Here is a 19,510-nt window from a genome sequence, read left to right as displayed (position 1 = left end):
ATATTATTATTGATAATCAACAGTTTGTTAACAAATAATTGTAACTTTAACAAAATTTTTAACACTTTTGGGCAATTTTTTGGGTGATTTGCATCCGTAGCAGTAATAGAGAGAACGGTACATGGGGAGAAACAGAAGAGCTACAACCATTTTAATCATTTCAGAAAGTAATGACTACAGATATAAAAAAGAGCGACAACGAGCTTATACACTTGTTTACAAGTGGTAACGAATCGGCCCTCGATTCATTACTGGAGAGGTACAAGGACAAGCTTTTTAATACGATACTTTTTATTGTCAAGGATAAATACCACGCGGAAGATATTTCGCAGGATGTTTTTATTAAGATTATAGAAACCCTTAAAAGTGGTAAATACAAAGAGGAAGGTAAGTTCCTGCCCTGGGCGATGCGTATTGCCCATAATTTGTGCGTTGATTATTTTAGAAAATTGAAGCGTTTTCCCTTTGCAAAAAGCAATACAGATAATGAAGTGCTGGACACTATTAACTGTACCGAACAAAATGCCGAAGACAAGATAATCAAAGTTCAAAGTATGGGTAAGGCTAAAGACCTTTTGGAACAGTTACCCGAAGAGCAAAGGGAAGTAATCATATTGAGACATTTTGCGAACCTTAGCTTTAAAGAAATTGCAGACATGACCGGATGCAGTATTAATACAGCATTGGGCAGAATGCGTTACGGATTAATGAACTTAAGAAAACTAATGACCGGGAAATAGTTTTAACAATTATTAAAGCATTGTTACTAAAACATTTCCAACATAATATTCGTTAGTATAGGAAACAACGACGACCGATAGTTTAAGATATTGTCATCTTGTGTTTCCGATAGGACAAAAGAAATTCGCTAAATCCTTGTGAATTATTCTTGCCGAAGCCAACCGGTTTACACAGGATGACGACTAATTGAAACCGCTGATTTGATCAGCGGTTTTTATTTGTCTATAACAATCTTTGTATCGCCGGATACCAGGTTAATATGACAACAGTCATGTGCTATTTTAAATACCCCATTTGCAACGGCCTGGTTATCCAAATACCCCTTAAATACAAAGTCCTCACCGCAAACCGAAGTTTCGTCCCTATAGGCATCCGAATACACCAAATAAGCACCCGGCATATAAGAAACACCAGGCGACGGTTGCCATTTGCTATTGTCAAGTATTATTTTTTGATCGCTTACTCTTATCACTTTAAAACTATCCAGCTCCACTCCCGCATAAGAACGGTTAATTACCTGCACCATTAAACTCCTGAATTCTTCAGTGCATACGCGGTTGGGTTTGCAGCCCGATTCGCAGTCATCGTTAACCCGGGAGTTTTTATTACATGCCAATATTACCAGGCCAATGAAAAGTATACTAACAATTGAAAACCTCATCGCAGTATGAATTTAAAAGTATATTATTAAAAACGCAGGCAATTACTATTTCGCAACAGCTAACCAATAAGCAAAGTCGCTATTTCAAAAAATTATCTCATTTCCGCCATATCAGACTCGTCTATTACATATTCTCTCCGTATAATATTTCCGGCAGCATCCTTGGTTTTAACCCATTGTTCATCTTTAAAAAGATTGGCCACGTCGGCTTCGCAGGTTGTCTTTCTTTCAGCATCCGGAAAAAGCCAATAATAAACGCTGCACAAGGTGTCTATTTTCTCTTTGCCACTTATAGTTACCTTAACGAGGTTTTTCTGATAACGGGGATCTGACTCGCTCAGAAATTGGGGCCCGCAATTAGCCGTACATATAAATACCGAAGTCTCATAAGCCTTTCCAGGTTCGATTACTATTCCCTGGCCGATAAACCCCGTAGTATCCTCCTTAACCGGCTGTCTTTTCAATCGCAAACCGTATTGAATGGTTACAGGCACCGCAAGCGTATTTTTATAGGCGGTTGTTACGTAATAACCCTGCTCTCCGCTACTTTCTTTTTTACAGGAACTGATGAATACCAGGTATATTGAGGTTAAGAAAAAGCAGGCCAGAGCAATACTTCGTTTCATTTACAATTATGTTTTGTACTTAAAACGTGTTGCTGTTGAATAACGCAACAAAAAAGGTGTTATTCTTTTAAAGAATAACACCTTTGAACATTTTATTGATCAATGCTAGTTCTTAGCAGCGAACTCTTTCCTTATAATATTCAGCGCGCCGCCGGCTTTAAACCATTCGATCTGTTGCTGATTATAAGTATGATTCACCTGGATGTTTTCAGCGGTACCATCAGCGTGGTGTAGTACCAGTGTTAAGGGTTTGCCGGGAGCGAATTCGGTTAAACCAATAATATCCACCACATCATCCTCCTGTATTTTATCATAATCATCCTTATCAGCAAAAGTCAATGCCAGCATACCCTGTTTTTTCAGGTTAGTTTCATGAATACGTGCAAATGATTTTACCAGAACAGCACGCACGCCCAAATGACGGGGCTCCATGGCGGCATGTTCGCGGCTGCTACCTTCACCATAGTTCTCATCACCCACTACAATACTACCAATTCCAGCCGCTTTATAATCCCGCTGGGTAGCCGGTACTGCACCATACTCCCCGGTCAGTTGATTCTTGATATTATCAGTTTTATCATTAAAAAAGTTCACCGCCCCAATCAGCATATTATTAGATATATTATCCAGGTGTCCGCGGAATTTCAACCAGGGACCAGCCATAGAAATATGATCCGTGGTACATTTGCCTTTAGCCTTAATCAGTAATTTCAATCCTTTCAGGTCTGAACCTTCCCATTGGGCAAACGGATCTAATAACTGCAAACGCTTACTGGCCGGATCAACGATTACCTGAACACCACTGCCATCTGCAGCAGGAGCCTGATATCCGGGGTCATCTACCGCAAACCCCCTGGCCGGTAATTCTTCGCCCGTTGGCGGGTCCAGTTTCACTGTTTCTCCCTTCTCATTAATCAAAGTATCTGTAAGCGGATTGAATGTTAAGTTGCCCGCAATAGCGAGCGCTGTCACGATTTCGGGAGAAGCAACAAATGCATAGGTATTCGGGTTACCATCGGCGCGTTTGGCAAAATTTCTATTGAACGAATGAACGATTGTATTTTTCTCCTTCTTCTCAGCGCCTACCCTGTTCCACATGCCAATACAGGGCCCGCAGGCATTAGCAAATACGGTAGCGCCAATTTTGTTGAAAGTATCCAGGAATCCATCCCGTTCGATGGTGTAACGCACCTGTTCAGAACCTGGAGTGATTGTAAACTCTGCTTTTGTTTTAAGCCCTTTTTCATTCACCTGTTTGGCCAGGGAAACAGCGCGGCTGATATCTTCGTAAGAAGAGTTGGTACAGCTGCCGATTAGTCCTACTTCCACTTTTGTGGGCCAGTCATTAGCCGCCGCTACTTCTTTCATTTTAGAGATCGGCGTAGCCAGATCGGGCGTAAAAGGGCCATTCAGATGAGGCTCCAGCTCATCCAGGTTAATTTCGATTAACTGGTCAAAATATTGTTCCGGGTTAGCATATACTTCTGGGTCGGCTGTTAAGTGTTGAGCGATAGCATCTGCTGCTGCAGCAATTTCTTCACGACCGGTGGCTTTCAGATAACGGCTCATGCTATCATCGTAACCAAAGGTTGAAGTAGTAGCACCAATTTCGGCACCCATATTACAAATAGTGCCCTTACCCGTACAACTCATAGATATAGCCCCTTCTCCAAAATATTCCACAATACAGCCGGTACCTCCTTTAACGGTTAAGATACCGGCTACTTTTAAGATCACATCTTTAGGAGCCGTCCAGCCATTTAATTTTCCGGTCAGTTTAACACCTATCAGTTTAGGCATCTTTAGCTCCCAGGGCAAACCCGCCATTACATCGCAGGCATCAGCACCGCCTACGCCAATAGCCACCATTCCCAAACCACCGGCATTTACCGTATGGCTATCGGTACCAATCATCATACCTCCGGGGAACGCGTAGTTTTCTAAAACCACCTGGTGAATAATACCGGCTCCGGGCTTCCAAAAGCCAATTCCATATTTGTTAGATACGGAAGCTAAAAAATCAAACACTTCTTTACTTTCTGTATTGGCATGTTTTAAATCAGCCTCAGCGCCTGTTTCAGCCATAATAAGGTGATCGCAATGCACTGTTGACGGCACCGCCACCTTAGCCCTGCCGGCCTGCATAAACTGCAATAGCGCCATCTGGGCTGTGGCATCCTGCATAGCTACCCTGTCAGGGGCAAAGTCTACATAGTCAACACCCCTGTCGTATGCCCTGGTTGCAGGATTCGTCAAATGTGCATATAGTATTTTTTCGGTGAAAGTTAAAGGACGACCCAGTAACTGGCGCGCATCGTTTACTTTTTGTTCAAATTCAGAATAAACTTTCTTAATCAGATCGAGATCAAATGCCATGTCTACTAATTTTTTTGTAGTAAAAAATTATGATTTGCGAGAGGATACAAAGTTAAGGATTGTAGGTTGCGATTGGATATTTCCCAAAGCGAAAACCAACTCCACCCCAAGGGTTGCAGAAATAGGGCCAAAACCAGTTAAACTCAACATATGCATAAAGAAAAACCCCGCTCTGCTCAAACAGAACGGGGTTGATTATATTAAATCCTAGCTGTGATTTTAGGCGGTTAACTCTTTTACCGAAGGAACAAACTTGGTAAGGTTGATGCCTTCTACAGCAGCCTTGTATTCGTCGATGCTGGGAATTCGTCCCAGGATAGCCGATAACACCACTACCGGGGTTGATGCCAGTAAAGACTCCCCTTTCTTACGCTCAGAGTCTTCTACCACACGTCCCTGGAATAAACGGGTTGAAGTGGCCATCACAGTGTCGCCTTTTGCTGCTTTTTCCTGGTTACCCATACAAAGATTACAGCCTGGACGCTCCAGGTACATCATATTTTCATACTCAGTGCGGGCGGTACTTTTAGGCAACAGATCGCTAAACTCAAAGCCCGAATATTTTTGCAACAGATCCCAGTCTCCCTCTTCTTTCAATTCATCAATAATATTATAAGTAGGTGCAGCTACTACCAGCGGCGCGTGAAACTCTACTTTTCCTTGTTGTGCTTCAAGGTTTTTCAACATTTGAGAAACAATCTTCAAATCACCTTTGTGCACCATACAAGAACCAACAAAGCCTAAGTCTACTTTTTTATCACCGGCATAATGAGATAAGGCGCGGATCGTATCATGCGTATAACGCTTAGACACATCTTTGTTATTCACATCCGGATCAGCGATCATGGGTTCTACGATAACATCCAGGTCAATCACTACTTCCGCATAGTATTTCGCATTGACATCAGGTGTAAGAGCAGGTTTTTCACCCGATTTAATTTCAGCAATACGTTTGTCTGCCTTATTAATTAATCCCTGCAACACCTGCTTGCTGTTATCCATGCCTTTATCGATCATAATCTGTATCCTGCCTTTGGCAATCTCCAACGATTCAATCAAGGTATCGTCTTCAGAAATATTGATAGAAGCTTTGGCTTTCATTTCCGCAGTCCAATCTGTAAAAGTAAAAGCCTGGTCTGCCGGAAGCGTACCGATATGCACTTCAATAATTCTACCCTGGAACACATTCTCCCCACCGAATTGTTGCAGCATTTGCGCCTGAGTAGCGTGTACTACATCACGAAAATCCATATGCTCCTTCATCTCACCCTTGAAGGTTACTTTCACTGATTCAGGTATGGGCATAGATGCCTCACCCGTAGCCAACGCTAACGCCACCGTTCCTGAATCGGCACCAAAGGCTACACCTTTAGACATCCTGGTATGAGAGTCACCACCAATGATAATCGCCCACTCATCTACCGTAATATCATTTAATACTTTATGAATTACATCTGTCATGGAATGATACTCACCTTTAGGATCGCGGGCAGTGATCAAACCAAACTCATTCATAAACTTCATTAGCTTAGGAATATTAGCCTGGGCTTTTTTATCCCATACAGAAGCAGTATGACAACCTGATTGATAAGCACCATCAACAATCGGAGAAATTACGGTAGCAGCCATCGACTCCAGTTCCTGTGCTGTCATCAGGCCAGTAGTATCCTGCGAACCAACTATGTTCACTTCTACCCGCACATCAGAACCCGCATGTAAGATCTTACCCGGCGTAATTCCAACCGCGTTCCTGTTAAATATTTTTTCTACCGCAGTAAGGCCCTGTCCTTCGTTTGAAATTTCTTTGGAAGGAGCAAATACCGCAGTTGGTTCAATACCCAAAATTTTAGCTGCAACAGTCTGTATTTTTTTACCAAATACAATGGCGTAAGAACCGCCGGCCCTGATGAATTCTTTTTTCTGAGGTGTAAGCGCCTTGGCGATATCAATCAACTCCTGTTCACCATTATATAATTTTTTCGTTTTAGTATTAATGGTCAAAACAGTACCAGTTGCCACTGAGTATACTTCTTCCAAAACAGGATCACCATTTTCGTCGCGAACCACATTACCTGCCGCATCAGTTTTCTTCACCCAGTTTTTAAGATCAATACCAATACCCCCTGTTACATCAACGGTAGTAAGGAAGATAGGTGAGATACCATTGGTGCCACCAACAATCGGAGCAATATTAACGAAAGGAACATAAGGACTTGCTTGTTTACCCGTCCAAAGTGCCACGTTGTTCACACCCGACATCCTGGATGATCCTACACCCATAGTACCCTTCTCCGCAATTAACATGACACTCTTATCGGGATGCTGTGCCTGGAGCGTCCTGATTTCTTCCTGTGCTTTTGGTGTGATCATACACTTACCATGTAACTCACGATCGGAACGCGAGTGTGCCTGGTTACCGGGAGACAGCAAATCTGTAGATATATCACCTTCACCCGCAATAAATGTTACGATCTGGATTTCTTCCGGAACCTCCGGCAATTTAGTAAAGAACTCCGCCTTAGCATAGCTTTCCAGTATATCTTTGGCAATTTCGTTATCGTTCTTAAATGCTTCTTTTAAGCGGTCTATATCTGCATCATAAAGGAAAACCTGTGTTTTAAGAACAGCAGCTGCCTGTTGCGCTATAGTTACATCATTACCCAGGGCCAGATCAAGCAGTACTTCAATAGAAGGCCCACCCTTCATGTGTGATAACAATTCAAAAGCGAAAGCAGTTGATATTTCATCTACCACCGACTCACCCAGGATAATTTCTTTCAAAAATTGGGCTTTCACACCAGCTGCACTTGTTGTACCAGGTAAAGTATTATAAATAAAAAATTTAAGAGAATCTGCACGGTCCGCGTTAGCCGAATCCCTGATTTGCGCGATAATTTCGCTTAGTAACTCAGCACCATCGATAGGTTTCGGATGAAGCCCCTGGGCCTTTCTTTCTTCAATTTCCTTAATGTAATCCTTATACATGTTCATAACAGAATTCTTTTCAATATGAAGGCAGATTTAAAAACAGTCGCTGGTACTGCCATTTATTTACCAGCCTGTGTCGATATACATTCTATTTAATGCCGGAGATCACTTTACCCCGAGCAAAATCTACATAACTTTACCACTATTACAGACAATAACTGCGAGCATATTTTTTTCGGGGGCAAGGTGTAAAGTTTTCGCTTTCAGATCAGAAGGTGTTTTAATAGTTAACGGCCATCGCTAGCTTTTGTTCAATTTCAAAATGAATTTCCGCAACCAGTTCGAGATCAAATGCCATTTTAATATATTTATATTAGTAATACCTTCATTAGCAGTGGCGCGAATTTACAAAAAATAAGGGTTCTAATTGATAGAACCTGATGAAATTATCGGCAGATTTGGTAATTTTGCAATGTAAACCAACTATAGTAAGTATGAATCGCCTAAAAAATTTTGTGGAGTGGAATGCTTTTGGAGTTTGCTCCTCTATTGGTGACAGGTTACATATTTCACCTTGTCGCATCAGGCAATATTTTATTTATTCTTCTGTATTAACCATGGGGTCTCCTATTATCGTTTACATGGTACTGGCCTTCTGGAAGAATATGAAAAACTACATCTCTTCTTCGAAGCGCAATCCGTGGTACTACCTGTAGTGCAAAATTGGTTATTGGCTTGTCGTTTTATTGTTTAAAAATATTTATACGCCCGGTTATAGAAAGGAGTTAGTAGTTAATCTTGCTAAGATGCGTGAAATATCCCGCCCGGAAATATACAGCGCTGCTTTGCTTACTACTTTTCCGCAAGCGGAATGGATGCTTCATGTAAACCTGTTGATATTGTATCTGTGGGTAATGCGAGAGATATATGCAAAAAAGAGGGGTCAACCATACCTGGAAAGGTGTCGTTGCCCACTCTAGCCCTCTAAACCGTAATAAAGATATATAGCGAAATTGCTATACAGAGCACTAATTCGCCGAATACCCCTATTTATTAGATGAATGCCTTCTTTTATTCGATGAACTCCCGAAACTCCACCTATTCACTCTTTCTCTTTGATATACCCAAAGGGATGAGAAGTAGACCAATGCCAATCACGGTTCTCATTTAATCCTTCAACACATAAAAGTCCCGCCTCGAAACCGAAGCGGGACTTTTTATATTTAACGGCCAACAGCTGTCAACCGTCATCTTTAAACCATCAACTAAATTAATAGCCCATGCCACCCATATCAGGACCACCTGGCATTGCAGGAGCCGCAGATTTAGGTTCTGGTTTGTCAGCGATTACACACTCAGTAGTCAACAACATACCAGCGATAGAAGCTGCATTTTCCAATGCTACACGGCTAACTTTAGTTGGATCGATAACACCGGCTTTGAACAGGTTTTCGTAAGATTCTGTTCTTGCATTGAAACCGAAATCACCAGTACCATCTTTAATTTTCTGAACAACGATAGAACCATCGATTCCTGCATTGTCAGTTAAAGTGCGGATAGGTGCTTCCAAAGCACGTTTTACGATAGCCATACCAGTTTGTTCGTCTTCGATCTGACCTTTTACTTTAACATCTAAAGATGCTACAGCACGGATGTAAGCTACACCACCACCAGGTACGATACCTTCTTCAACAGCCGCGCGGGTTGCATGTAAAGCATCATCTACACGGTCTTTTTTCTCTTTCATTTCAACCTCTGTAGCAGCCCCTACATATAATACAGCAACACCACCGCTTAATTTAGCTAAACGCTCCTGTAATTTTTCTTTATCATAATCAGAAGTAGTAGACTCGATCTGAGCTTTGATCTGGTTTACACGACCTACGATATCAGCCTTTTTACCTTTACCACCAACAACAATTGTGTTGTCTTTATCGATAGTAATAGAAGCCGCCTGACCTAAAGCTGAAATATCGGCACCTTCTAATTTGTGGCCCATATCTTCAGAAATAACAGTACCACCTGTTAAAATAGCGATGTCCTGTAACATTTCTTTTCTTCTGTCGCCAAAGCCTGGAGCTTTAACAGCAGCTACTTTCAAAGTACCACGTAATTTATTTACTACCAGGGTAGCCAATGCTTCACCTTCTAAATCTTCAGCAATAATTACCAAAGGACGACCGCTTTGAGCTACTTTTTCCAGGATAGATAAAATATCTTTCATTGCACTGATCTTCTTGTCGTAGATCAGGATATATGGACTTTGCAATTCAGCCTCCATTTTTTCGCTGTTGGTAACAAAGTATGGAGAGATATAGCCACGGTCAAATTGCATACCTTCAACTACATCTACAGTAGTATCAGTACCTTTCGCTTCTTCTACAGTGATCACACCTTCTTTACCTACTTTACCAAAAGCCTGAGCAATCAGATCACCGATCTGATCGTCGTTGTTAGCGGAGATAGAAGCAACCTGTTTGATTTTTTTGCTATCGCTACCTACAGTCTGGCTTTGCGCTTTCAGGTTCTCTACTACTAAAGAAACTGCTTTATCAATACCACGTTTCAGGTCCATTGGGTTAGCACCTGCAGCTACCATTTTCAAACCTTCACTGATGATAGCCTGAGCTAATACAGTAGCAGTAGTAGTACCATCACCTGCAATATCAGCAGTTTTAGAAGCTACTTCTTTTACCATCTGAGCGCCCATGTTCTCAATTGCATCTTCCAGTTCGATTTCTTTTGCAACAGTAACACCATCTTTAGTTACGGCAGGGGCACCAAATTTTTTCTCGATAACTACGTTACGGCCTTTAGGACCCAGCGTTACTTTTACGGCGTTTGCTAAAACATCAACGCCTTTTTTCATTTTATTTCTCGCTTCAATATTGAAGTGTAATTGTTTTGCCATCTCTATTTAGAATTTAAAATATTGAATAAATATTAAATGCAGAATGATATGTATTACATATTCATCACCTTACATTTATTATTTTACATTAAACAATAGCGAGTATATCGCTTTCACGCATAATTAAAAGATCCTGTCCATCGATCTGGATTTCAGTACCTGCATATTTACCGTACAATACAGTGTCTCCGGTTTTTACAGTTACCGGTTCGTCTTTTTTACCAGGACCTGCCGCGACTACAGTACCGCGTTGTGGTTTTTCTTTTGCTGTATCAGGAATAATGATACCGCCTGCTGTTTTTTCTTCAGCTGCTGCTGGTTTTACAATTACCCTGTCATGTAAAGGGGTAACAGTCGATTTTTTAGCCATTGTTTATCTTTTTAAAAAATTTGATTATTTAATAGTGAGTATATACACTCACTAAATGGTTGGCAAATGTACCCTAAATAACATGCCATGGTCAGCAAACATGAAATTTTTTCAGGTTGATGACAGGCTAAGGCTATCCTCCCGGCCCGAATGACAAGATGGCAACGTTCGTTGATCGCTGATTAAGTGAACACGTTTAAAGGTTGACAGGTTGGCAAGGCTGCTATTTATTAGTTGACTGGTTGATTAGTTGACAAGGTACTTTAAATTTATAGCCCTTGTTTAGTTTTATTACTCCCTGCTCAACAAATCAACCAGTTCACTGATTACCATTCTTCAGTCATACAGCCGACCCGGTTAACTCATCAACTATCAACCTGTCAACCATCCTCCCCGTCAACCAGCAATTTTTCAACCTGTCAACTAATAAAAGCCTTATCTTCGCCGGTTCAAAATAGTTCTTGATTCAATGATTAGCAGAAGAAACATAAGGGTAAAAGTGATGCAAACCCTTTATTCGTACACCTCCAGTCTGGATACCGACAAACCCCTTGATCCGCAAAAAACGCTTAGACAACATTTCAGCCAAACACGCTCTTTAATGGTGTATGTGGTGCATTTTTTAACCGAAATAGCCCGCTATGCCGAAAAAGACGCCTTCCGCAAATCGCATAAATATATACCGAGCGAAAAAGATCTGAATGTTAACACCAAACTGGCAGGTAGTAACCTGCTTTGGCAGATACTCGATCTCAACGAGGTTAAACTGGCTTTTAAGAACGAAAAAACCGAGCAACTGATAGATGAAGAGCTGGTGAGAAAAATATACATGCAGCTCACCACTTCTCAGCAATATCTGCATTATATAAATATACAGCAACAAAGTCTGCAGGAAGACCGCAAAATATTTGAGTATATTTTTAACGATCTGATGCTGGGTAATGAGGAGTTTGTAGCGCATGTCGAAGAAATATTCAGCAATTGGGACGACGACGGCGAAATGATTGTGCAAAGTGTTGCTGCGTTTATACGGAAACCACAAGCAACAGGCTTTCAACAAATTATTACTTCCGATAAGGAGCAGTTTGCCGTAAATTTGTTAAAAACAGCGATTGATAAGGAAGATTACCTGTTAACATTGATTACTCCCAAGTTAAAAAACTGGGATCCCGAACGTATTGCCCTTCTGGATATGGTGCTGATGAAACTGGGGGTAGCTGAGTTTTTATATTTCGAAACTATTCCACCCAAAGTAACCATCAACGAATATATCGACCTGGCAAAAGACTACAGTACGGCTCAAAGTGGTCATTTTGTAAATGGCATTCTCGATAATATTCACAAAGAGCTGGTTGAGGAAGGAAAGCTGAAGAAAAAGGATTTTCGAAAATCCTGATTTTAAGGCAATATTTTTCGCTGGGTTTGAATATTGATCTACATTCGCACTGCAAAAATTAATTAAAATCAATCTGGATAACATGAAACGTTTAGTACTGATTATTTCTGCTGCTGCTGCATTAGTTGCCTGCAATAGTAATGGTGAAAACAAAACAGCCTCAGATGCACCTTTAACAGATTCCTTAAAACAGGAGGCATTAAAGGATTCATCTAATTTTACCACAATAAGCTGGGTAGACTCCACTTTTAAAAACCTGGGAGACGTAAAAAAGGGACAGGTAGTAGAAATTCCTTTCGTGGTTAAAAACACCGGGGACAAACCTTTGATTATTTCAAGCGTTCAGCCAGGTTGCGGATGTACCGTAGCAGAAAAACCCGAAAAACCTGTTTTACCTGGAAAAGAAGAAAAAATTGTAGCCAAGTTTAACAGCGAAGGTCAAAGTGAAGGTACACATACTAAAACTGTTGTGGTAACTGCCAACACCAAACCTTTCACACAGCACACATTAACATTCCAGGTGAATGTTACCAAATAATTTTTATACAGTTAATAAATAATGATGCATTACATTTTACAAGCACAGGGACAAGGCGCCGGATCGTTTCAATTGATTTTTTTAGTAGGTATGGTTCTCGTATTCTGGCTGTTCTTTATCCGCCCTCAGGCTAAAAAAGCAAAAAATCAGAAAAAGTTTATCGAAGATTTACAGAAAGGTGATAAAATTGTTACGATAGCGGGTATACACGGAAAAATTCAACAGGTAAACGAAGATGGTACATTAAACATCGAAATCAGCCCTGGTAATTATATTAAAATTGAAAAATCGGCTATCAGCATGGATTGGACAGCACAGATCAATAAGCCTGCTGCTGTTACGCCAGCTAAATAGTTTAAAAGTTTAAGGTTTAACATTGAATATTAAACCTGCAACCTGTCTGCCGACAGGCAGGCACCAAACTTATAATATGTTACGAATTGGCCTTACAGGCGGTATTGGCAGTGGTAAAACAACCATTGCCAATATTTTTTCTACCCTGGGCATTGCTATTTATGATGCCGACAGCGCTGCCAAAAACCTGATGAACACCAACCTTCAAATAAGGCAGCAACTAACGAACCTCTTTGGAACGGATACCTATAAGGACGGCCAGTTGAACAGAGCTTACCTCTCATCAAAGGTTTTTAATAATGCTTCCCTGTTGGCACAGTTAAATGCTATCACTCACCCTATAACCATAATGGATTCTATAGACTGGTTCTCCAGGCAGCAGGGATCGTATGCTATAAAAGAAGCAGCATTAATATTTGAAAGCGGAAGTGAGAAGCATCTGGACTATATCATAGGTGTATGGGCAGAAAAAGAGTTGCGCATCAAAAGAGTACTTCAACGTGGCGGAGGCATGGATCGCGCAGCCATTGAAGCGCGCATGGAAAAACAAATGGAGGAGTCCGAAAAAATGAAGCGCTGTAATTTTGTTATAGACAATAATGGTAAGACATCTGTGATCAGGCAGGTTTTCGAAATACATCAGACTTTACTAAATTTAGCGAATGGTTGATTGCCAAAAGATTTTATCTTCGTAACGTAATGCCTCTAACTTCAATAATAACGGTAAACTACAACCAACCAGCCGTTACTATAGATTTTTTAAAATCGGTGAAACGATTTACCAATAGTGACGAAGTTGAAGTGATACTCGTGGATAATGCTCCTGTGGAGAACAGGATGACGGATTTTGCAGCTGCATATCCGGGCCTTATCTATATCCATTCCTCTAAAAATCTGGGATACGCGGGCGGCAATAACCTGGGCATTAAAAATGCCAAAGGTTACTACCTTTTACTACTTAACAATGACACTGAAATAACGGCAGGCTTTGTAGAAGCATTGGTTAAGGAAATGGAGCAGCATCCTTCTATCGGGTTATTGTCTCCTTTAATAAAATTTCATGAGAACAAGAAACTCATTCAATATGCCGGTTTTACAGCAATGAATTATATCACCGCGCGAAACGGTGCTATCGGAGATAAAGAAATTGATACAGGGCAATATAGTAACGACAGCCGGGAGACAGGTTTTTGCCATGGTGCTGCCGTGATGTGCCGCAGAACCGACCTGGACCAGGCCGGCATGATGGATGAACGGTATTTTTTATATTATGAAGAGCTGGACTGGTGCGAAAAATTTAAAAGAATCGGTAAAAAGATCTGGTTTACAGGAAAAGCAGTTATTTATCATAAAGAGTCGATCAGTGTAGGAAAAGCCAGTCCCATTAAAGCGTTTTTTATGACGCGCAACCGCATGTTGTATATCAGGAAAAATACCAACCTTACTAACACAGCCTTATTTTCGGCTTATTACATTTTTATAGCCACACCAAAACAGCTTTTGATACATTTGAGAAATGGCAGGACCGATTTGGCGGCCCAAACATTTAAAGGCATTTGGTGGAATTTAACCCATTCTGCAAACAGCAGTTCATTAGGATATTTTATACCATGATTATTCTGTTCTGGATCAGCCTTTTTATTGTTTTTTATGCATTTGCCGGTTATGGCATTTTTTTATACGCGCTAATAAAGCTGAAACGAATTATCGGCAAGAAGAAGCAGACGATTACTTTGAATGAACAACAGTTACCAACTGTAGCTTTGCTTATAGCGGCTTACAACGAAGAGGCCTACATCGAGGAAAAAATTCAAAACTGCCTGGAACTGGATTACCCGTCTCATCTTTTCAATGTCGTTTTTGTAACAGACGGCTCTAATGACCGCACGCCGCAGAAAATACAAAACTATACCCAGGTGAGGCTATATCATAAAGACGAGCGGGGCGGTAAAATGGCAGCTATAAAAAGGGTAATGCCTGAACTAACCAGCGATATTGTTGTGTTTACAGACGCCAATACTTATCTGAACAAGGAAGCTATTAAAGAACTGGTTAAACACTACCAGGACCCTAAAGTGGGTGCCGTAGCAGGTGAGAAAAAGATAATGGTTGCCGATAGCGCAGATGCCAGCTCAGCAGGTGAAGGATTCTACTGGAAATACGAATCTGCCTTAAAGAAATGGGATTACGAATTGTACAGTAATGTGGGCGCCGCAGGAGAACTATTCAGTATCAGGAGATCATTGTACCAGCCGGTTGAAACCGACACCATCATAGATGATCACATGATTGCAATGCGTATTGCTGAAAAAGGATTTGTAATTGCCTACGAACCTAAGGCTTATGCTATGGAAACTGCATCTGCCGATTCAAAAGAAGAGCTGAAAAGGAAGATCAGGATCGCTGCAGGCGGTATCCAGTCTATATTCCGGTTGAAAAAGGCCGCTAATCCATTCCGTAACCCTGTACTTACTTTTCAATATATCAGTCACCGCGTTTTACGATGGACGGTCACTCCTTTTCTGATGATACTAGTTTTCATACTCAATATCTTCATTGCTTTGCAAACTCAACACCCGTTATATATTGCATTACTGACCGGGCAAATTCTCTTTTACGGCTTAAGCCTGGTGGGCTATTTTTTGGAAAAAAGAAACCTCAAAGTAAAAGCCTTTTTTATTCCCTACTATTTCTGCCTGATGAACTATGCAGTGATTGCCGGCATGAACCGCTACTTTAAAAAATCGCAAAGCGCTGCATGGGAAAAATCGAAAAGAAAGTAAGTCCTGACAATTAAACAAAGGTAGCCTATTACCGCAGAGCACATTTCTTCGCGGTAAAAGATTTACCGCTGAGAACGGGGAGTTAAAGCGGAGTAGTTTGCGTTACATATTCCAGGTTTTACTTCGCCAGAATCAGGCTACATCTCTGCGTATCCTTTGCGTCCTTATTTCTTTGCGCCTGCCCGACTGCAACAGGCGGGGTTAAGATATCTGCAGTGTAATCAGTTTTAAATATAACCTAGAAATGACATCGGCTAATTTATAATTGACTTAACAATTCATTAGTTAATTCAATAAACCTGAGGGAGTTGTTTTGAGGATAACAAATACTGGCAAAGTACTGCCCGTATTCGTCATTCACGGCAAAACTAAACAATGCCAGTTGCTGGTAAGTAAACGCCTTTACAAAATCAGCATCTACCTTTTGGCTGATATCAATGGTGCGAAGGTCATCCAGAAGGCCCACTCCTACACTCTTTAGTAATGCCTCCTTACGGGTCCACAGCTGGTAGAACATGTTAATACTATTATCGGCCGTATTGAATAAATGAAGTTCCTCCGAAGAAAATACCGTCTCTGCCAGGACTTTCAGTTCTACATTTTTAACCTGCTCGATATCGATCCCTACCGGGTCATTACTGACAGCTATCAACACCTTATTACCCGAGTGGCTGATATTAAAAAATGGTAGTACTGCCGGGGTATCTGAATAAGCTATAGGTTTCCCATTATCTCCCGGTTTAATAATAATTGCTGAAGGATCCATTACGCCATAATACGCCAAAAGTTTTTTAGTAATAACCCGGCCGGTACTGAACCGATCTGCATCAGCCTGTTGCCGGAAAGATTTAGCCCTGGTTAATTCTTCTTTTGTTAATAATGGCAACAGGTCTTTAATATCCAGTGTTGCTATATCGCAGGCATATACATGCACCTGGCCATCTAAGAGGCCGGCAAGATCTGTCCATGTTATCTCCGTGCTATATTCCACTAGTTGGGTTATTTATCGCTATTTGAGACCTGCAAAATACCCATTTTGAACTTTCAAAGCAACACCACTGGTTATGATCGCCAGGGCACTTGCATTTTGTACCAGCCAAAGCCTATTTTTGTGTAAATGCTGAGGCTGAATTCCATATCATTATTCCAGTTTAAAAACTATACTAACAAAGTTTTTAACTTCAGTAAAAACGTAATTGGCATTTGTGGGAAGAACGGTGTGGGTAAAACTAATATCCTGGACGCCATTCACTATCTCTGCTTTACCAAAAGTTATTTTAGTACAACTGACACTGTTAATGTACACCAGGGCTCAAAGGGCTTCAGGCTGGAAGGCCGGTTAACTAAGGATGATGTTGAAGAAACAGCAACCTGCATCCTGAGAGAAAATAATAAAAAAGAGTTCCTCATTAATGGTAATGCCTACGAAAAGTTTTCACAACATATTGGCCGTTACCCTTGTGTGGTAATTGCCCCTGATGACGCTGTATTAATTACAGGAGGCAGCGAAGAGAGACGTGGTTTTCTTGATTCCCTGTTATCGCAGCTCAATCCTGAATACTTACAGAAGCTTATTCAATATAATAGGATTTTACAGCAACGCAACTCCCTTCTTAAATCAGCAGCCGAAACCGGCCGGCTGGATGAAGCACTACTGCAGATATTAACGGAACAATTGATTGTACCCGGCAACTATATTTTTGAGCAAAGAAGCCAGTTCCTGGTTTCATTTTTACCCAAAGTAAAAAGATTGTACACCGAGATCGCGCAAAAGGAAGAAAACTTATCGATACTGTACGATAGCCGGTTACTGGAAACCTCTTTTGAAGAACTATTATCGGCTACCCAGAGTAAGGATCGCATGCTACAGCGTACCACCGCTGGTGTACACCGCGATGATATCATCCTGCAGCTTAATCAACAGCCCTTTAAGAATATAGCTTCCCAGGGGCAGCGTAAAAGCCTGCTTTTTGCCTTGAAACTAACAGAGCTGCAGGTTATTACACAAGAGAAAAAAGTAACTCCTTTTCTATTGCTGGACGATGTTTTCGAAAAGCTGGATGAAGAACGCATCAGCAACCTGTTACAGAAAGTTTGCATGGAAAATGACGGCCAGGTTTTTATCACCGACACCAATCACGAACGTTTAATAAAACACCTCGAAACTTTAAATGCCGACTTTGATTTGATATCTTTGTAAGCTGGTTGAAGCGTTTGATTAAAATTTAAAGTATGGGCGAGTATTCTTTAGGCGAAGCATTAAAAGAGTTTTTAAAGAAAAGTCGTATTCGCGGCGATATACAGGCATTAGAGATCGATGCTATATGGGAGAACATCATGGGTAAAACAGTAGCCCGTTACACAGACAAATTACAGATTATCGGGGATAAGTTATTTGTTTATACCTCAGTAGCACCTCTTAGACATGAGTTAGTTTATCAGCGATCCAAGATCATTGAGCGGGTAAATGAAGCACTGGGTGGAAAAGTGATCAAAGAAGTGATTGTGAAGTAGGTTGGATGCTGGATACTGGATGCTGGATGTAAGACAACCATCGTATTCCGCCGGTATAGTGTGTACGATGTAAGTTGCACGGCGTACGGTTGAACTTTGAATATTGAACATTAAATCTCATCACCCACCAGCTATCTACCACCCCCCTATTTCCCATTCACTATTTACTATCCCTATTTCCTCACCCTCGGATCAAACACACCATACAGCAAATCAGCAATAATATTCATCAATACAAAAAAAGTAGCAGATATTAACACCGAGCCCATTACAACCGGGTAGTCCAGTTTTTCCAAAGCATCTACAGTTACTTTACCTATACCCTGCCAGCCGAATATATACTCAACAAAAAAAGCTCCGGCCAATAACTCAGCAAACCAACCGGTGATAGCTGTAATAACGGGGTTCAATGCATTTTTTAAAGCATGCCTCCACACTACTATCCATTTGCTTAAACCTTTGGCATAAGCAGTTCTTATATAGTCCTGATCCAGTACATCCAGCATGGCACTACGGGTAAGCTGTGTAATTATTGCCATCGGACGGATACCCAATGTAATAGCGGGAAGCAATAAATTTTTAAAGCTGAAAATGCGTTCACCAGTCACTTCATCTATATCAAACCAGTTACCACTAATCTGCAGCCCTGTATATTTAGTCCATACAAAGCCGAAAAGATAAGCAATGACGATTCCCATAAAAAAGGAAGGCGCGGAAATGCCGATTATACTCGAAAAGATAGCACTGGTATCGAGCCAGGTATTTTGTTTAACCGCTGCTACCACACCCAGTGGAATACCTATTACTACCGCAATAGCCATTGCAGCAATGGTAAGCATAATGGTTCCGGGTAAGGCCTGCATCAATATAGAGCCTACTTCCCGTTTGCTTTGATAAGATCTTCTTAGGTATGGAAGTTTTATGCACAGCTTACGCTCGCCTCCTATAAAAACACCCTTGAGTTGTTTGGCACTGATCTCTTCCTTTGAGTGAATGGCTATCGGTGACACGTCATTTACATATAACAGGAACTGCTTCCACTTGGGTTGATCCAGGTATAGTTCTTTCCGGATGTTCTCCTGTGTTTTGGCATCCCCTGTCTGCCCCATCACCAGGCGCGCCGGATCTCCAAAACCCTGGAATAAAAAGAATACCAATACTACCACACCGGCTAAAACCAGTATACTGTAAAGGATCTTTTTAATAAGGTATTGCACCATGGGAGATGTATGATTATGGTGTACAATATACGATGTATGGTGTACGATAATATCTTCATCGTCAAATCGCACATCAAACACCCGACAACATA

At 41.1% G+C, this 19,510-nt stretch carries 18 protein-coding genes; 10 read left to right on the top strand and 8 right to left on the bottom strand.

Annotated elements, in window-relative coordinates:
• Positions 1 to 170: 170 nt before the first annotated feature.
• The gene (locus ACLOAU_RS01190) at positions 171 to 740 is read left to right on the top strand and encodes an RNA polymerase sigma factor (protein WP_114788908.1); all 570 of its coding nucleotides are present in this window, start codon (positions 171 to 173) and stop codon (positions 738 to 740) included.
• 215 nt (positions 741 to 955) lie between these two features.
• On the opposite strand, the gene ACLOAU_RS01185 is transcribed toward ACLOAU_RS01190, so the two are convergent.
• The 4 genes from ACLOAU_RS01185 to ACLOAU_RS01170 all read right to left on the bottom strand — a co-directional run bounded on the left by ACLOAU_RS01185 (position 956) and on the right by ACLOAU_RS01170 (position 7,395).
• Positions 956 to 1,402: a hypothetical protein gene (locus ACLOAU_RS01185; RefSeq protein WP_427859992.1), complete on the bottom strand. Its 447-nt coding sequence runs from the start codon at positions 1,400 to 1,402 to the stop codon at positions 956 to 958.
• A 92-nt stretch (positions 1,403 to 1,494) separates the two neighbouring features.
• Positions 1,495 to 2,028: a hypothetical protein gene (locus ACLOAU_RS01180; RefSeq protein WP_427859990.1), complete on the bottom strand. Its 534-nt coding sequence runs from the start codon at positions 2,026 to 2,028 to the stop codon at positions 1,495 to 1,497.
• 105 nt (positions 2,029 to 2,133) lie between these two features.
• The gene (locus tag ACLOAU_RS01175; RefSeq protein WP_427859989.1) at positions 2,134 to 4,404 is read right to left on the bottom strand and encodes an aconitate hydratase; all 2,271 of its coding nucleotides are present in this window, start codon (positions 4,402 to 4,404) and stop codon (positions 2,134 to 2,136) included.
• 219 nt (positions 4,405 to 4,623) lie between these two features.
• Entirely contained in the window at positions 4,624 to 7,395 is a 2,772-nt protein-coding gene (locus tag ACLOAU_RS01170) for a bifunctional aconitate hydratase 2/2-methylisocitrate dehydratase (protein WP_427859988.1), read from the bottom strand.
• 431 nt (positions 7,396 to 7,826) lie between these two features.
• On the opposite strand from ACLOAU_RS01170, the gene ACLOAU_RS01165 reads away from it, so the two are divergent.
• Positions 7,827 to 8,048, top strand: coding sequence for a PspC domain-containing protein (locus ACLOAU_RS01165; RefSeq protein ID WP_114788913.1), 222 nt, complete (start codon positions 7,827 to 7,829; stop codon positions 8,046 to 8,048).
• A 554-nt stretch (positions 8,049 to 8,602) separates the two neighbouring features.
• On the opposite strand, the gene groL is transcribed toward ACLOAU_RS01165, so the two are convergent.
• Both groL and ACLOAU_RS01155 read right to left on the bottom strand, forming a co-directional pair.
• On the bottom strand, positions 8,603 to 10,243 hold the full coding sequence (gene groL / locus ACLOAU_RS01160; protein WP_427859987.1) for a chaperonin GroEL: 1,641 nt from the start codon (positions 10,241 to 10,243) through the stop codon (positions 8,603 to 8,605).
• 88 nt (positions 10,244 to 10,331) lie between these two features.
• Positions 10,332 to 10,613, bottom strand: coding sequence for a co-chaperone GroES (locus tag ACLOAU_RS01155; protein WP_240853048.1), 282 nt, complete (start codon positions 10,611 to 10,613; stop codon positions 10,332 to 10,334).
• Between the two features lie 469 nt (positions 10,614 to 11,082).
• Between ACLOAU_RS01155 and nusB the strand changes: the two genes are divergently transcribed.
• The 6 genes from nusB (at position 11,083) to ACLOAU_RS01125 (ending at position 15,684) form a co-directional block, all read left to right on the top strand.
• Entirely contained in the window at positions 11,083 to 12,009 is a 927-nt protein-coding gene (nusB, locus tag ACLOAU_RS01150) for a transcription antitermination factor NusB (RefSeq protein ID WP_427859986.1), read from the top strand.
• Between the two features lie 82 nt (positions 12,010 to 12,091).
• Positions 12,092 to 12,547 (top strand): DUF1573 domain-containing protein, encoded by a 456-nt coding sequence (locus ACLOAU_RS01145; RefSeq protein ID WP_427859985.1) that lies wholly within the window; start codon positions 12,092 to 12,094, stop codon positions 12,545 to 12,547.
• 21 nt (positions 12,548 to 12,568) lie between these two features.
• Positions 12,569 to 12,901, top strand: a complete 333-nt coding sequence (gene yajC / locus ACLOAU_RS01140; RefSeq protein ID WP_427859984.1) for a preprotein translocase subunit YajC — start codon at positions 12,569 to 12,571, stop codon at positions 12,899 to 12,901.
• A gap of 76 nt (positions 12,902 to 12,977) precedes the next feature.
• Positions 12,978 to 13,571, top strand: a complete 594-nt coding sequence (gene coaE, locus ACLOAU_RS01135) for a dephospho-CoA kinase (RefSeq protein ID WP_427859983.1) — start codon at positions 12,978 to 12,980, stop codon at positions 13,569 to 13,571.
• Between the two features lie 29 nt (positions 13,572 to 13,600).
• Positions 13,601 to 14,515: a glycosyltransferase family 2 protein gene (locus tag ACLOAU_RS01130; protein WP_427859982.1), complete on the top strand. Its 915-nt coding sequence runs from the start codon at positions 13,601 to 13,603 to the stop codon at positions 14,513 to 14,515.
• Positions 14,512 to 15,684 carry a glycosyltransferase family 2 protein gene (locus ACLOAU_RS01125; protein ID WP_427859981.1) on the top strand — a complete coding sequence of 391 codons (1,173 nt, stop codon included), beginning with the start codon at positions 14,512 to 14,514 and terminating at the stop codon, positions 15,682 to 15,684. The genes ACLOAU_RS01130 and ACLOAU_RS01125 overlap by 4 nt, the downstream gene beginning before the upstream one ends.
• A gap of 259 nt (positions 15,685 to 15,943) precedes the next feature.
• Here the strand turns inward: ACLOAU_RS01125 and ACLOAU_RS01120 are convergent, their stop codons facing one another.
• Positions 15,944 to 16,675, bottom strand: coding sequence for a 4'-phosphopantetheinyl transferase family protein (locus tag ACLOAU_RS01120; protein ID WP_427859980.1), 732 nt, complete (start codon positions 16,673 to 16,675; stop codon positions 15,944 to 15,946).
• A 126-nt stretch (positions 16,676 to 16,801) separates the two neighbouring features.
• Here ACLOAU_RS01120 and recF point away from each other — a divergent pair, with 126 nt between their 5' ends.
• Positions 16,802 to 17,884, top strand: coding sequence for a DNA replication/repair protein RecF (recF, locus tag ACLOAU_RS01115; protein WP_427859979.1), 1,083 nt, complete (start codon positions 16,802 to 16,804; stop codon positions 17,882 to 17,884).
• A gap of 32 nt (positions 17,885 to 17,916) precedes the next feature.
• On the top strand, positions 17,917 to 18,198 hold the full coding sequence (locus tag ACLOAU_RS01110; protein ID WP_427859978.1) for a DciA family protein: 282 nt from the start codon (positions 17,917 to 17,919) through the stop codon (positions 18,196 to 18,198).
• Positions 18,199 to 18,371: 173 nt separating this feature from the next.
• Here ACLOAU_RS01110 and ACLOAU_RS01105 read toward each other — a convergent pair whose 3' ends face one another.
• Positions 18,372 to 19,499: an ABC transporter permease gene (locus ACLOAU_RS01105; RefSeq protein WP_427859976.1), complete on the bottom strand. Its 1,128-nt coding sequence runs from the start codon at positions 19,497 to 19,499 to the stop codon at positions 18,372 to 18,374.
• Positions 19,500 to 19,510: the final 11 nt, after the last annotated feature.

It is taken from the genome of Paraniabella aurantiaca, from assembly GCF_050309965.1.
Lineage (GTDB): Bacteria > Bacteroidota > Bacteroidia > Chitinophagales > Chitinophagaceae > Niabella.
Note: the sequence above shows the minus strand (reverse complement) of the source record. Positions and strands in the feature narration are given on the sequence as shown.

Bases quoted from the DNA above. Each gene is read 5' to 3' on its own strand.
- ACLOAU_RS01110 (WP_427859978.1), top strand. From the start codon at position 17,917: ATGGGCGAGTATTCTTTAGGCGAAGCATTAAAAGAGTTTTTAAAGAAA.
- ACLOAU_RS01185 (WP_427859992.1), bottom strand. From the start codon at position 1,402: ATGAGGTTTTCAATTGTTAGTATACTTTTCATTGGCCTGGTAATATTG.
- ACLOAU_RS01155 (WP_240853048.1), bottom strand. From the start codon at position 10,613: ATGGCTAAAAAATCGACTGTTACCCCTTTACATGACAGGGTAATTGTA.
- ACLOAU_RS01125 (WP_427859981.1), top strand. From the start codon at position 14,512: ATGATTATTCTGTTCTGGATCAGCCTTTTTATTGTTTTTTATGCATTT.
- ACLOAU_RS01165 (WP_114788913.1), top strand. From the start codon at position 7,827: ATGAATCGCCTAAAAAATTTTGTGGAGTGGAATGCTTTTGGAGTTTGC.
- ACLOAU_RS01190 (WP_114788908.1), top strand. From the start codon at position 171: ATGACTACAGATATAAAAAAGAGCGACAACGAGCTTATACACTTGTTT.
- groL (WP_427859987.1), bottom strand. From the start codon at position 10,243: ATGGCAAAACAATTACACTTCAATATTGAAGCGAGAAATAAAATGAAA.
- ACLOAU_RS01175 (WP_427859989.1), bottom strand. From the start codon at position 4,404: ATGGCATTTGATCTCGATCTGATTAAGAAAGTTTATTCTGAATTTGAA.
- nusB (WP_427859986.1), top strand. From the start codon at position 11,083: ATGATTAGCAGAAGAAACATAAGGGTAAAAGTGATGCAAACCCTTTAT.
- coaE (WP_427859983.1), top strand. From the start codon at position 12,978: ATGTTACGAATTGGCCTTACAGGCGGTATTGGCAGTGGTAAAACAACC.
- ACLOAU_RS01130 (WP_427859982.1), top strand. From the start codon at position 13,601: ATGCCTCTAACTTCAATAATAACGGTAAACTACAACCAACCAGCCGTT.
- ACLOAU_RS01145 (WP_427859985.1), top strand. From the start codon at position 12,092: ATGAAACGTTTAGTACTGATTATTTCTGCTGCTGCTGCATTAGTTGCC.
- yajC (WP_427859984.1), top strand. From the start codon at position 12,569: ATGATGCATTACATTTTACAAGCACAGGGACAAGGCGCCGGATCGTTT.
- ACLOAU_RS01180 (WP_427859990.1), bottom strand. From the start codon at position 2,028: ATGAAACGAAGTATTGCTCTGGCCTGCTTTTTCTTAACCTCAATATAC.
- recF (WP_427859979.1), top strand. From the start codon at position 16,802: ATGCTGAGGCTGAATTCCATATCATTATTCCAGTTTAAAAACTATACT.
- ACLOAU_RS01170 (WP_427859988.1), bottom strand. From the start codon at position 7,395: ATGAACATGTATAAGGATTACATTAAGGAAATTGAAGAAAGAAAGGCC.